Consider the following 13,182-nt stretch of genomic DNA (forward strand, 5'->3'; position numbering starts at 1 on the left):
CTGACGACGCGCGCGCCGCCCGGGCCCGCGCCCAGGACGCGATGGCCGCCGCCGCGGCCACGGCCGACAGCATCGCGGCCGAGAAGGAGCGGCTGCTGCGACGGCTGGCGCGCCTGGAGGGGATCAGCGTCGAGCTGGCCGAGCAGCGCCAGGCCGCACTCGAGCTCGAGGCCCAGCAGCAGGCGGCGCTCGAGGCCCAGCAGGAGCAGCAGGCGGCCCAGGAGCAGGCCGCGGAGGAGCCCGTCGAGCAGCCTGCGGAGGAGCCCGCCGCGGAGGAGCCCGCTGCGGAGGAGCCCGCCGCGGAGGAGCCCGCCGCGGAGGAGCCCGCCGCGGAGGAGCCGCCCGCCGAGGAGCCGGTCGACCCCCCGGCGCCTGACGGCGGTGCGGCCGCTGCGGTCGCCTTCGCCCGGGCCCAGCTCGGCGAGCCCTACGTGTGGGGCGCCGACGGCCCGAGCTCGTGGGACTGCTCGGGACTCACCAGTGCCGCGTGGGCCGCAGGCGGGAAGTCCCTGCCCCACTACTCGGTCGCGCAGTACGAGCAGTCGACCCCGGTCTCCGTCGGCGACCTGCGCCCGGGCGACCTGGTCTTCTGGGGCTCGTCGAGCAGCGCGAGCTCGATCTTCCACGTCGCGCTCTACGTCGGCGACGGCATGATCATCCACGCGCCGCGCACCGGCCGGGACGTGTCCGAGGAGTCGATGTACTACTGGACGCCCCCGAACTTCTTCGCCCGCCCCTGACGCCGTTCGGCCGCCGCGAGTAGCGTGCGGTCATGGCCAGCGACCTGCAGCAGCCCGCGACCGAGTCGACGGCGGAGGCGTCGCCGTACGGCGATCTCCAGGTCGACGTGCCCGCCCTCACGGCTCTGCTCGACGGGAAGTACGTCGACATCCGCAACACCGTGCGGCAGGGCCTCGTGGACCACCGGTCCGTCCTCGACGATGCCGAGACCATGACCAGCGCGGAGTTCCGCGAGCGGGTCAAGGACGTCGTCGTCGAGCTCGCCGCCACCGGCCAGACAGCCATGGGCTTCCCTCAGGAGTACGGCGGCGGCGGTGACATCGGCGCGTCCGTCGCTGCGTTCGAGACGCTGGCGTTCGGCGACCTGTCCGTCCTGGTCAAGGTCGGCGTCCAGTTCGGCCTGTTCGGTGGCGCGATCCTCCAGCTCGGCACGAAGCGCCACCACGACGCCTACCTCGCCGGCCTCGTCACGGGCAAGATCATGGGCTGCTTCGCCATGACCGAGACCGGCCACGGGAGCAACGTGCAGGCGCTCGGGACGACGGCGACCTACGACCCGGAGACCCAGGAGTTCGTCGTCCAGACCGGGTCGCCCGCAGCCACCAAGGACTACATCGGCAACGCCGCCCGGCACGCCCAGCTCGCGGTCGTCTTCGCCCAGCTGGTCGTGGGTGGCGAGAGCCACGGCGTGCACGCGCTCGTCGTACCGGTCCGCGACGGCGACACCGTCCTGCCCGGGGTCACCATCACCGACGACGGCGCGAAGATGGGCCTCAACGGTGTCGACAACGGCCGGATCCGCTTCGACGGGGTGCGGGTGCCGCGCGAGGCGCTGCTCGACAGGTTCGCCCGGGTCACCGAGGACGGGCGCTACGAGAGCGAGATCGAGAACGCCAACAAGCGGTTCTTCACCATGCTCGGCACCCTGGTCCAGGGCCGGGTGTGTGTCGGGGCGGCCGGCCTGTCGGCCTCGAAGGTCGCGCTCACCATCGCCGTCGAGTACGGCCTGCGGCGCCGGCAGTTCGAGGCCGCCGAGGCCGGGGTCGAGCAGGTGCTGCTCGACTACGGGCTCCACCAGCGCCGGCTCTTCCCGCTGGTCGCGCGCACCTACGCCCTGCACTTCGCCCAGGAGATCCTGTCCAGCAGGTTGCACGAGGTTTTCTCCGGTGAGAAGGACGACGAGGCGACCCGGAGGTTCCTCGAGTCGCGGGCAGCGGGCACCAAGGCGCTCGCGACCTGGCATGCCACCCGGACGATCCAGGAATGTCGCGAGGCGTGCGGTGGCGCCGGCTACCTCTCGGTCAACCGGTTCGCGGCGCTCAAGGCCGACACCGACGTCTTCACGACCTTCGAGGGCGACAACCACGTCCTGCTCCAGCTCGTGGCCAAGGGCCTGCTGACGGACTACGCGAGCGACTTCTCCGACCTCGACCAGCTCGGGACGGTCCGGTTCGTCGCCGGGCTCGCGGTCGAGACGGTGCTCGAGCGGACCTACGCCCACAAGCTGCTCGAACGGATCAAGGACGTCTTCGGCAGCGACACCTGGGACGCCGATGCCGGCCTGCTCGACCCTGAGTACCACCTCGCGATGTTCCGCTTCCGCGAGGAGCACCGGATCGCCGGCGTCGCCAGGCGCCTCAAGCGCGGGGTGGACTCCGGGATGAACCCGGGCGAGGTGTTCTCACGCGTCCAGGACCACGTCATCGCAGCCGCCGAGGCGCACGTCGAGCGGCTGGTCCTCGAGGCGTTCGTCGAGAAGGTGCGGGCCCTGCCCGAGGGCGAGCTGCGCAACGCCCTCAACCTGCTCTGCGACCTGCACGCGCTGTCCTCGATCGAGGCCGACCGCGGCTGGTTCATGGAGCACGGCCGGCTGACGAGCGTGCGCTCCAAGGCGATCAGCCGCGAGGTCAACGCGCTCTGCCGCCGGGTGCGGCCGCACGCCGGCGACCTGGTGCGCGCCTTCGGCGTCCCGACCGAGATGCTGCGCTCCCCGGAGCTGCTCGCCTGGGGCGAGGAGGACTGAGGGTGGTCGACCGCCGGATGAGCCGGGTCCCGGGGCTGGGCGGCTGGGACGACGACCCGCTGTGGGCCCACTTCTACGACTGGACGGTGGAGCACCGGCGCGTCGGGGGCGCGGTCTGGCGCCTCGGCATCCAGAGCGACCTCCAGCGCCTCTACGACGCCGCCGACGAGATCGGACGGCAGCCGGCGGGTGCGCGCGTGCTCGACATCCCGTGCGGCGGAGGGGTCGCCCTGCGGGGGCTGCGTCCGGCGCAGGGCGTGGAGTACGTCGCCGCCGACATCGCGCCGACCATGCTCGACCGGACGATGCGCGCGGCGGAGCGACGGGGCCTGACCGACCAGGTGGTGCCGCAGGTCGCCGACGTGGGCGACCTGCCGTTCGACGACGGGTCGTTCGACCTGGTCGTGTCGTTCACCGGGCTGCACTGCTTCCCCGACCCGGCGCGCGCCGTGATCGAGATGGTGCGGGTCCTCAAGCCCGGCGGCGTCCTGACGGGCAGCGCGCTGCTCAACGACTCCGGGGTCCACCACGCGCCGTTGCGACGGGTGGGCCGGATCGCCGGCCTGCTCGGCCCCGGGTGCACCGGTGCCCAGCTGGTGAGCTGGCTCGAGGCGCAGCGGATGGCGGACGTCGTCCTGGACCGCAGCGGCGCGATCGGTTACTTCCGCGCCGTCAGGCGGGGCTGAGCCCCGCCGCGACGTGTCAGTGAGCGTCCTCGCCGCTGGCGAGGCGCTCCTGCTCGCGCTTGAACGAGTCGTGGATCTCGATCTCGGCCTCGGTGCGGCCGACCCAGTCAGCGCCCTCGACGGACTTGCCGGGCTCGAGGTCCTTGTAGACCTCGAAGAAGTGCTGGATCTCGAGGCGGTCGAACTTCGGGACGTGGTTGATGTCCCGGATGTGCTCCATCCGCGGGTCGGTGACGGGGACGCAGAGGACCTTGTCGTCGCCGCCCTTCTCGTCGGTCATGCGGAACATGCCGATCGCGCGGCAGCGGATGAGGCAGCCGGGGAAGGTGGGCTCCTGGAGGAGGACCAGCGCGTCGAGCGGGTCGCCGTCCTGGCCGAGGGTGTCCTCGATGTAGCCGTAGTCGGCGGGGTACATCGTGGAGGTGAACAGGAAGCGGTCCAGACGCATCCGGCCACTCTCGTGGTCGACTTCGTACTTGTTGCGGCTCCCCTTGGGGATCTCCACGAGGACGTCGAACTCCAGCACTTCTTCCTCCACTCCGCGCGACCTTATCTAGAGGCCCGTTGTCACTACGCCGGTCATCCTCCCGCACAATGTGCCCGAACGCGCAGTCGAGAGGGGTGGGCCCGTGGCCGAACGTGATGTGGACCACGTTCGCAACGCACTCGTCGGCTGGGTGTCGGCCGCGCTGGCCCTGCTCCTGGTGGTCGGGGTGGCCGGGTGGCAGCTCGGCTGGTTCGACTTCTCCGACGACCCGTCCCGTCCTCCGGTCGACGACCCGGCCACGGTCGCGCCGCCGCCGGAGGTCGACGTGCCGCCGGTGCGCAGGCCGCGTCCGGTGGCCGGCCCCGCCGACTCCCGCGCGCGCCTGGACCTGAACGCCGTCGAGGCCGCCCTGCGCGGCTACCTCGGTGACCGTGACCTCGGCAAGCACGTGGTCGGCACCGTCGTGCCGCTCGACGGCAAGGACGAGTACACGTACGGACCCAGCAGCGACCGGCTCGCGATCCCGGCCTCGACGACCAAGATCGTCACCTCGGCGGTCGCGCTCTCGCTCCTCGGGCCCGACCACCGGTTCACGACGCGCACGGTGCTCGAGCGCGGCGGTGCGACCCCGCGGCTGGTGCTGGTGGGTGGCGGCGACCCGTTCCTCAACAGCCACCCCAAGGCCATGTGGGGCACCCAGACCGACGCGACGTTCGTGGCGCCCAAGGCCGACATCGTCACGCTCGCTCGCCAGACCGCGCGCGCCCTGACCGCCGACGGGGTCCGCAAGGTCCGGCTCGGGTACGACGACTCGCTCTTCAGCGGGCCGTCGGAGAACCCCCACTGGCGCGCCGACTACGTCCCCGACGACGTGGTCTCGCCGATCACCGCGCTCTGGGTCGACGAGGGCCGCGACCCGATCGGCTACGGCCGGGTGGCCGACCCGTCGCTGACCGCCGGCCAGCTGTTCGCGGCCGCGCTGGTCAGGGTGGGGATCACCGTCGTGGGCACGCCCGTCGACGTGGTCGCGGACTCCGCGGCCTCCGAGGTGGCGGCGGTCGAGTCGGCGACGCTCGCCCAGATCGTCCAGCGGGTCCTCGAGGTCAGCGACAACGAGGGCGCCGAGGTGCTGCTGCGGCACGCCGGCCTGGCGGGCGGCGAGGAGGGCTCGTTCGAGGGCGGCCAGGACGCAGTGCAGCGGGTGCTCAAGGCGCACGACATCGCGATGGACGGCAGCGTGCTCCACGACGGGAGCGGCCTGTCCCGCGAGAACCTGATGTCGCCCCGGCTGCTCGTGGACGTCATCCGCTGGGCGGCCTCCGAGGACGAGCCCGACCTGCGGGGCGTCCTCGCCGGCCTCCCGGTCGCCGGCTACACCGGGTCGCTCGCCGGACGGTTCGACGCCGGACCGGCCGACGGGCCCGGGCGGGTGCGGGCCAAGACCGGCACCCTGACCGGTGTCACCTCGTTGGCCGGCCTGGCGGTGGACCTCGACGGGTCGCTGCTGGTCTTCGCGATGCTGGCCGACGCCGTTCCCCCGGCCCGCAGCGGCCTGGCCCAGGTGGCGATGGACAACGCGGCGTCCGCGCTCGGCGCCTGCCGCTGCTCGCGCTGACGGGGCCCCCGTACGCTGCACGCATGAGTCCAGCCCCGCCGGCGACACCCGGGCCGCAGATGGTGGACTGGCGCTTCGCCGTCGCGCTCGGGTCCAAGCTGGCGGGTGAGGGTCCCGTCGTCACCCGCGCGGAGGCCGACGACGCCGTCGCCGAGCTGCGGGCCGGCGCGGCGCGCAGCACCGGGCTGGTCCGGGACTTCACCGGGCTCGACGCCCCCGACGGCACCGCGCCCGTGCTCGTCGTCGACCGACCCGGCTGGGTGCAGGCCAACGCCGAGGGGTTCCAGGTCGCGACCGAGCCGATGATGCGCAAGCTGGCGGAGGACCGGGAGCCGAGCCGGATCGCCCAGCTCGTCGGCGGCAAGATCACCGGCGCCGAGGTCGGCGGGCTGCTCGGCTTCCTGGCCGGCAAGGTCCTCGGCCAGTTCGACCCGTTCCACGAGCCGTCCGGTCGGCTGCTCCTCGTCGCCCCCAACATCGTCCACGTCGAGCGCGAGCTCGAGGTCGACCCGTCGGACTTCCGGCTCTGGGTGTGCCTCCACGAGGAGACCCACCGGGTCCAGTTCACCGCGGTGCCCTGGATGCGGTCCCACCTGTTCTCCGAGATCGAGGCGATCAGCACCTCGATCGAGCCCAGCTCGCTCCTCGACGGAGGGGTCGAGCGGATCACCGAGGCGATCCGCAGCGGCCGCAAGGGCGGCAGCATCGTGGACATGTTCAGCACCCCCGCGCAGCGCGAGATCCTCGACCGGGTCACCGGCATGATGTCGCTGCTCGAGGGCCACGCCGACGTGGTCATGGACGATGTCGGCCCGCAGGTGATCCCGTCGGTCCACGACATCCGCGAGAAGTTCACCCAGCGCCGCAAGGGTGTCGGCACGCTCGACCGGATCCTGCGACGGCTGCTCGGGCTGGAGGCCAAGATGGCGCAGTACCGCGACGGGGCCCGCTTCGTCCGGGCTGTCGTCGACAAGGTCGGCATGGACGAGTTCAACGCGGTCTGGGCCGGACCGGAGAACCTCCCGTCGAAGGCCGAGCTGGCCGACCACGACGGCTGGATCAAGCGCGTCCTCTCCTGAGGGCGGTGAGCCGGTGAGTCTCCACCCCGCCGTCGCTGCCGTCCGGCGCGGCGTCCGTGCCGTGCTCGACGGACGCGAGCCCGGCGACACGGTGGTCGTCGCCTGCTCGGGCGGAGCCGACTCGCTCGCCCTGGCCTCGGCGACCGTGTTCGAGGCGCGCAAGAACGGCCTCCGGGTGGTCGGGGCGACCGTCGACCACGGGCTCCAGGAGGGATCCGCCGCGCAGGCAGCGACGGTGGTCGCCCAGCTGGCGACACTCGGCGTCGACGAGACCGTGACCGTCCGGGTCGAGGTCCACGGGGCGGGGGACGGGCCCGAGGCGGCGGCGCGACGGGCTCGGTACGACGTCCTCGAGCAGGTCCGGGAGCAGCTCGGAGCGGTGCTCGTGCTGCTCGGCCACACGCGGGACGACCAGGCCGAGACGGTGCTGATGGGTCTCGCCCGCGGGTCGGGGGCCCGGTCCCTCGCCGGGATGCGGCGCTCCTTCGACCACTACGCCCGGCCACTGCTCGACGTCTCGCGTGCTGACACCATCACCGCCTGCCAGGTCGAGGGCCTCGACTTCTGGGAGGACCCCCACAACGCCGATCCCGGATTCACGCGGGTGCGCGTGCGTCGTACCGTCCTGCCGGTCCTGGAGGAGCACCTCGGTCCTGGCGTCGCAGCCGCACTGGCCCGGACCGCCGACCAGGTCCGCGCCGACGTCGAGGCGCTCGACGCGCTCGCGCGGGCGGCGTACGACGGCCTGCGGACCGACGACGGCATCCCGCTGCGGCCTCTCTACGACCACTACCTGGCGATCGCGTCGCGGGTGCTGCGGCTGGCGGCCCTCGACGCGGGTGCGATCGACAGCGAGCTCTTCCACGTCCACGTCCGGGCGCTGGTCGATCTCGCGAGCGGTGAGGTGCGGGGTGAGGTCCAGCTGCCCGGCCACGTGAGCGCGTATCGCGAGAGCGGTCACCTCCGCTTCCGCCCCACCCCTGTGACATCCTGATCGACATGGACTCTGGGGCAGTCGAGAACGACCTCGTCGAGGTGCTCTTCACCGAGAAGCAGATCATCGAACGGCTCGGTGAGCTGGCCGCCGAGATCGAGCGCGACTACGCAGGCAAGGACCTCGTCATCGTCGGTGTCCTCCGCGGTGCGGTGATGGTCATGGCCGACCTGGCCCGGGCGCTGGACCGGCACGTCGAGATGGACTGGATGGCGGTCTCCTCCTACGGCTCGGGCACCAAGTCCTCGGGCGTGGTCCGGATCCTCAAGGACCTCGACGCCGACATCAGCGGCCGCCACGTCGTCATCGTGGACGAGATCATCGACACCGGCCTGACCCTGTCGTGGCTGACGTCCAACCTCGGCTCGCGCGGCCCGGCGAGCGTCGAGATCTGCACGCTGCTCCGCAAGCCCGAGGCGCTCCAGATGCCGGTCGACGTCAAGTACGTCGGCTGGGACATCCCCAACGAGTTCGTCGTCGGCTACGGCCTCGACTACCGCGAGCGCTACCGCAACATGCGCGACATCGCGACCCTGGCCCCCCACGTCTACTCCTGATTGCGCGAGCGAGTCGCCGCTGTCGGCGTCTCGCCGGACTTCGGTCGCCACCTCGCTCCGGTCGCTCGTTCCTCGCTCCCTACGCTCGGTCGCGCCCGGCGCCCGGCCTCGACGCCGGCGGCGCCACGCTGCCGCGCTAGGACTGGTTCGTGGTTGGACCTGCCGTCCTACCACCGGGCTGCGACAATGGGCCACGGCGGCGACAGGTAACGTCGTCGGATCACTTGTGCCCGACCATGACGATCGTGGTCCGGGGTTGAGGTCCTCCGGGGCCCGGTAGGAGCGGATGTATCTGTGAAGCGCGTGTTCAGGGGTCCTTGGCTGTGGATCGTGGTCGCGGTCCTCGCCGTCCTCCTCGCCCTGGAGTTCCTCGCGCCCGGAGGCGGGTACGACGAGGTCTCGACGTCGAGGATGAGCGAGTACATCGCCGACGGCGAGGTCAAGGAGATCACCTTCATCGACGGTGACCAGGCGATCGAGGCCGACCTCGACGAGGGCACCCGCGACGAGGGCGACAAGGTCACGGCCCACTACATCCAGGGGCAGCAGGAGACGATCCTGGCTGCGGTCGACGAGCAGGTCGCCGAGGGCTCGATCGAGAAGTCCAACTCGGAGAACCCGCAGCCCAGCCTGCTCGGTTCGCTGCTGGCCACGCTGCTCCCGTTCGCGCTCATCATCCTGCTGTTCATCTTCCTCATGAACAACGTCCAGGGCGGCGGCCGCGGCGTCATGCAGTTCGGCAAGTCCAAGGCCAAGATGATCAGCAAGGACATGCCGAAGACGACGTTCGCCGACGTCGCCGGCTGTGACGAGGCCATCGAGGAGCTCGGCGAGATCAAGGAGTTCCTCCAGGAGCCCGCCAAGTTCCAGGCCGTCGGCGCCAAGATCCCCAAGGGCGTGCTGCTGTACGGGCCTCCGGGCACCGGCAAGACGCTGCTCGCCCGTGCGGTCGCCGGCGAGGCCGGTGTCCCCTTCTACTCGATCTCCGGCTCGGACTTCGTCGAGATGTTCGTCGGCGTCGGTGCGTCCCGGGTCCGCGACCTGTTCGAGCAGGCCAAGGAGAACGCCCCGGCGATCGTCTTCATCGACGAGATCGACGCCGTCGGTCGCCACCGCGGCGCCGGCATGGGCGGCGGTCACGACGAGCGCGAGCAGACGCTCAACCAGCTGCTCGTGGAGATGGACGGCTTCGACGTCCGCGGCGGGGTCATCCTCATCGCCGCGACCAACCGCCCCGACGTCCTCGACCCGGCGCTGCTGCGCCCCGGTCGCTTCGACCGCCAGATCGGTGTCGACGCCCCGGACCTGGCCGGTCGCAAGCGGATCCTCGAGGTCCACTCGCGCGGCAAGCCGCTCAGCGCCGACGTCGACCTGATGGCCGTTGCGCGTCGTACGCCGGGCTTCAGCGGCGCCGACCTGGCCAACGTCCTCAACGAGGCCGCGCTGCTCACCGCGCGCAACAACCAGAAGCAGATCGTGCCGAGCGCGCTCGACGAGGCGATCGACCGCGTCATCGCCGGACCGCAGCGCAACTCCCGGCTGATGTCGGAGAAGGAGAAGCTGATCACCGCCTACCACGAGGGCGGCCACGCCCTCGTCGCGGCGGCGCTCCCGGGGACCGACCCGGTCCACAAGATCACGATCCTGCCGCGTGGCCGGGCGTTGGGCTACACGATGGTTCTGCCCGACGAGGACAAGTACTCCCAGACCCGCAGCGAGATGCAGGACAAGCTCGCCTACATGCTCGGTGGGCGGGCTGCCGAGGAGCTGATCTTCCACGACCCGACGACGGGCGCGGGCAACGACATCGAGAAGGCCACCAGCCTGGCCCGGGCGATGGTCACCCAGTACGGCATGACCGAGCGGCTCGGTGCGATCAAGCTCGGCGAGGGCAACACGGAGCCGTTCCTGGGCCGCGACATCGGCCACTCGCGCAACTACTCCGAGGACGTCGCGGCGATCATCGACGAGGAGACCAAGAACTTCCTGACGACCGCCCACCAGGAAGCCTTCGACATCCTCGCCGAGAACCGGGACGTCCTCGACTCGCTGGTGCTGGCGCTCCTCGACAAGGAGACGCTCGACAAGGCCGAGGTCGCCGCGATCTTCGAGCCGCTCCGGCTGCGGCCCGTGCGGCCGGCGTGGACCGGGTCGCCGACCCGGGTGCCGTCGTCGGTCCCGCCGGTCGAGATCCCCGAGGAGATCCGCAAGCGCGCGGAGGTCAACGGGGTCAACGGCTCGGCTCTGGCAGCTGAGGACGACGGCGCCGTGCTGACGCCGCCCGGACCCGGTGGCGATGTCCACGGGGGTGCGCCTGTCGCACCGCCGTCGGACCCGACCCCGCCCTCCGCGTTCTGAGTCGGCACGGTGGCTGATCCCATCCACCACCCGGAGCTCGACCCCTCCGAGGTGCCCGACTTCGACCACGCGCGCGCCGAGGCGGCCGTCCGTGAGCTGCTCTTCGCGATCGGGGAGGACCCGGACCGTGAGGGTCTCCTCGAGACGCCCGCCCGGGTGGCCCGCGCCTACGCCGAGGTGACCGCCGGCCTGCGGAAGCGGCCCGAGGACGTGCTCACGACGACGTTCGACCTCGGTCACGACGAGATGGTCCTGGTCCGCGACATCGAGCTGTGGTCGATGTGCGAGCACCACCTGGTGCCGTTCACCGGGGTGGCCCACGTCGGCTACATCCCGGCGGAGAGCGGCAAGATCACCGGACTGTCCAAGCTGGCCCGGCTGGTCGACGTCTACGCCAAGCGTCCGCAGGTCCAGGAGCGGCTGACCACGCAGGTCGCCGACGCCCTCATGAGCATCCTCGAGGCGCGCGGCGTCATCGTGGTCATCGAGGCCGAGCACCTCTGCATGACGATGCGCGGCGTCCGCAAGGCCGGCGCCCGCACCATCACCTCCGCCATCCGCGGATCGATGCACAACGCGGCGACCCGCAACGAGGCGATGAGCCTCATCATGCACGGCACCCGCTGAGCGCTGTCTGACGGCGGCGCCCTCGGTGCGCGAGGGCCTACTCGGGTAGCAGGTCTCCGGGCTTGCCGCGCGGCACGACCTTGTCCTCATGGGGGATGACGAACCCCGGCCGCCCCGGCGAACCGACGACGAGGCCTTGCGGGTGAGCGAGTTGCCACAGAGCGGCGTCGCTCGGGATCTCCGAGTCGGCCCGGGAGAACCTGATGCCGGTGAACGATTCCGCGGCGGGATCGAGGAAGAGGACGACCTCCAGGTCGACCGGTAGCTGGGGCACGATCACGGTGGGGTCGGCTTCCAGCTCGACCCAGATCGTGTCGCCGGGCGCGGCGCCCTCGCCCTTGGCGACCTTGGTCGCGGTCACCGCGATCGCCGAGTAGCGGGTGGCGAACGGATCGTCGGCCGACTCCGCCAGCAACCGTCCGCGCGCGACATCGACGATCGTCCCGGCGATCGCCAACTTGGATCGCGCGGCGACGGCCGGGTACGGGAGGTTCTTGACGTCGTGCTCGACCGTCCCGGAGAACAAGAAGATCAGCTCCTTGTTCGACACGCCGTCGACCGCGGGCGACGAAGCAGACGATCGCGCGCTGGGCGCAGTCGCGCCGCCGCTGGTGGACACCTGGTTCCCGCAAGCCGAAACCGCGAGCACGGCCGCGGCAGCCGCGGCCACCTTCCTGCCTTGTGTCGCCATGTTCATTCCCCCGATGGATAGCTGTCGGCACGTGTGGGTTCGACGTGGCCAGGCGACGGGCGGTTCCTGGTCGGGTCGCGTCGTACGCCGGGGCCGAGCCCTACAGGTAGATGCCGTTGATGAAGTTGCGATGGTCCTGGTTGTACTTCTGATGCCCCGACCCGACGTTGCCGCTCACCATGCAGTCGTCGTACGGCGGAGCGTGATGCTTCTGGTTCACCGTGTGGCCGACCTCGTGGCAGGCCGTCTTCCGGAGGTTCAGCTCGTAGTCCCCGGGTGCCGCTTCGGCGTCGATCACGTCCGGCCAGATCGTGACCGTCGCCTTGCCGCACTTCCCGTTCGAGTAGTTCGGGTCCACGCAGTGCCACAATCCGCGGTCGTCGCCGGGCCGGCCCCCGGTCTCGACGCGGAACTGGACGTCGATCGCGGCGCTGCACTCGCTGTTCTGGCTGGGCCTGAACTCAGTCTGGTCCTCGAGGTTGGTCATGCTGTATCGCATCGCGTCGCGAACGCTCGGGAAGCTCCTCGTGCTGTCTCCGAAGCACCAGACGTGTCCCAGCGAGTCCGGCTCCCAGTCCGAAGGGTGCGCGACGGCGAGGTCCCGCGGGACCGCCAGCAGCAAGACGAGGACGGCGATTCTGACGTAAGCAATAGACGGTCGCATGAGATCCCCCACAGTCGCGCCAGCGTCTCCCGATGAAGCCGGTCCCAATATGAACCATAGATGATCTGATGGGCAGGCTGTCAATGCCAGAACGCCGCCACCTCGACGAGGGGATGAGTTTCGTCATGCACGGCACCCGCCGAGCGGTCGCGGCCCGACACTTCGCTCGTCTGGGTCACCCGCATTCCGAGGATTGCTGTGAGCGCAACCAGCAGCGCCACGAACCAGAGCGCGCCGAGGATGCAGACAAGGGCGATGAGTGTTTTGGGCATGAGATCCCCCCTCCCCCCGGATCCGGCCGGTCGCCCCGATGACGACCGGTCCTAAGAAGAACTCTTTACCCGGCGCCGACGATCGGTCAAGGACGATGGAGAGCGCCTGTGGAGGAGGGTTGTCGGGGCTGTTACCGCGCGGGATAACCTGCCGCGCATGACGGTGACGGCGGTGAGGCCCCTGGTGATGGGGGTCGTCAACGTCACCCCTGACTCCTTCTCCGACGGGGGTCGCTACCTCGACGCGGCGGCGGCGGTGGCGCACGGGCGGGCGTTGCTCGCGGACGGCGCCGACCTCCTCGACGTCGGTGGCGAGTCGACCCGGCCCGGTGCGACCCGGCCCCCTGCCGCCGAGGAGCTCGACCGGGTGGTGCCGGTGATCGAGGCG

At 71.1% G+C, this 13,182-nt stretch carries 14 protein-coding genes; 10 read left to right on the plus strand and 4 right to left on the minus strand.

Going from position 1 to position 13,182, the window contains the following annotated elements:
• The 3 genes from H0487_RS18565 to H0487_RS18575 form a co-directional block, all read left to right on the plus strand.
• Positions 1–740, plus strand: a 740-nt coding sequence (locus H0487_RS18565; protein WP_183095721.1) for a C40 family peptidase, incomplete at its 5' end; no start/stop codon positions are given.
• 32 nt (positions 741–772) lie between these two features.
• Entirely contained in the window at positions 773–2,764 is a 1,992-nt protein-coding gene (locus H0487_RS18570; RefSeq protein WP_183095722.1) for an acyl-CoA dehydrogenase family protein, read from the plus strand.
• A gap of 2 nt (positions 2,765–2,766) precedes the next feature.
• The gene (locus H0487_RS18575) at positions 2,767–3,450 is read left to right on the plus strand and encodes a class I SAM-dependent methyltransferase (protein WP_183095723.1); all 684 of its coding nucleotides are present in this window, start codon (positions 2,767–2,769) and stop codon (positions 3,448–3,450) included.
• A gap of 16 nt (positions 3,451–3,466) precedes the next feature.
• Here the strand turns inward: H0487_RS18575 and H0487_RS18580 are convergent, their stop codons facing one another.
• Positions 3,467–3,988 (minus strand): inorganic diphosphatase, encoded by a 522-nt coding sequence (locus H0487_RS18580; protein ID WP_446685581.1) that lies wholly within the window; start codon positions 3,986–3,988, stop codon positions 3,467–3,469.
• 91 nt (positions 3,989–4,079) lie between these two features.
• Here H0487_RS18580 and dacB point away from each other — a divergent pair, with 91 nt between their 5' ends.
• The 6 genes from dacB (at position 4,080) to folE (ending at position 11,167) form a co-directional block, all read left to right on the plus strand.
• Positions 4,080–5,552 (plus strand): D-alanyl-D-alanine carboxypeptidase/D-alanyl-D-alanine endopeptidase, encoded by a 1,473-nt coding sequence (gene dacB / locus H0487_RS18585; RefSeq protein WP_183095724.1) that lies wholly within the window; start codon positions 4,080–4,082, stop codon positions 5,550–5,552.
• Positions 5,553–5,575: 23 nt separating this feature from the next.
• Entirely contained in the window at positions 5,576–6,631 is a 1,056-nt protein-coding gene (locus H0487_RS18590; RefSeq protein ID WP_246383836.1) for an Rv3626c family coenzyme F420 biosynthesis-associated protein, read from the plus strand.
• A 13-nt stretch (positions 6,632–6,644) separates the two neighbouring features.
• Positions 6,645–7,625: a tRNA lysidine(34) synthetase TilS gene (tilS, locus tag H0487_RS18595; protein ID WP_183095725.1), complete on the plus strand. Its 981-nt coding sequence runs from the start codon at positions 6,645–6,647 to the stop codon at positions 7,623–7,625.
• A 5-nt stretch (positions 7,626–7,630) separates the two neighbouring features.
• Entirely contained in the window at positions 7,631–8,182 is a 552-nt protein-coding gene (gene hpt, locus H0487_RS18600) for a hypoxanthine phosphoribosyltransferase (protein WP_183095726.1), read from the plus strand.
• Between the two features lie 294 nt (positions 8,183–8,476).
• Positions 8,477–10,540 carry an ATP-dependent zinc metalloprotease FtsH gene (ftsH, locus tag H0487_RS18605; protein ID WP_183095727.1) on the plus strand — a complete coding sequence of 688 codons (2,064 nt, stop codon included), beginning with the start codon at positions 8,477–8,479 and terminating at the stop codon, positions 10,538–10,540.
• Positions 10,541–10,591: 51 nt separating this feature from the next.
• On the plus strand, positions 10,592–11,167 hold the full coding sequence (gene folE / locus H0487_RS18610) for a GTP cyclohydrolase I FolE (protein WP_312856016.1): 576 nt from the start codon (positions 10,592–10,594) through the stop codon (positions 11,165–11,167).
• A gap of 37 nt (positions 11,168–11,204) precedes the next feature.
• Here folE and H0487_RS18615 read toward each other — a convergent pair whose 3' ends face one another.
• The 3 genes from H0487_RS18615 to H0487_RS18625 form a co-directional block, all read right to left on the minus strand.
• A complete protein-coding gene (locus H0487_RS18615) occupies positions 11,205–11,837 on the minus strand; it encodes a hypothetical protein (RefSeq protein WP_183095729.1) in 633 nt (210 codons plus the stop codon).
• A 121-nt stretch (positions 11,838–11,958) separates the two neighbouring features.
• Entirely contained in the window at positions 11,959–12,345 is a 387-nt protein-coding gene (locus tag H0487_RS18620; protein ID WP_183095730.1) for a hypothetical protein, read from the minus strand.
• A gap of 257 nt (positions 12,346–12,602) precedes the next feature.
• Positions 12,603–12,794: a hypothetical protein gene (locus tag H0487_RS18625; RefSeq protein WP_183095731.1), complete on the minus strand. Its 192-nt coding sequence runs from the start codon at positions 12,792–12,794 to the stop codon at positions 12,603–12,605.
• Positions 12,795–12,951: 157 nt separating this feature from the next.
• Here H0487_RS18625 and H0487_RS18630 point away from each other — a divergent pair.
• A partial coding sequence (locus H0487_RS18630; protein ID WP_183095732.1) for a dihydropteroate synthase occupies positions 12,952–13,182 on the plus strand: 231 nt, incomplete at its 3' end.

Source organism: Nocardioides stalactiti (assembly GCF_014180715.1).
In the GTDB taxonomy this organism is placed as follows: Bacteria; Actinomycetota; Actinomycetes; order Propionibacteriales; family Nocardioidaceae; genus Nocardioides; species Nocardioides stalactiti.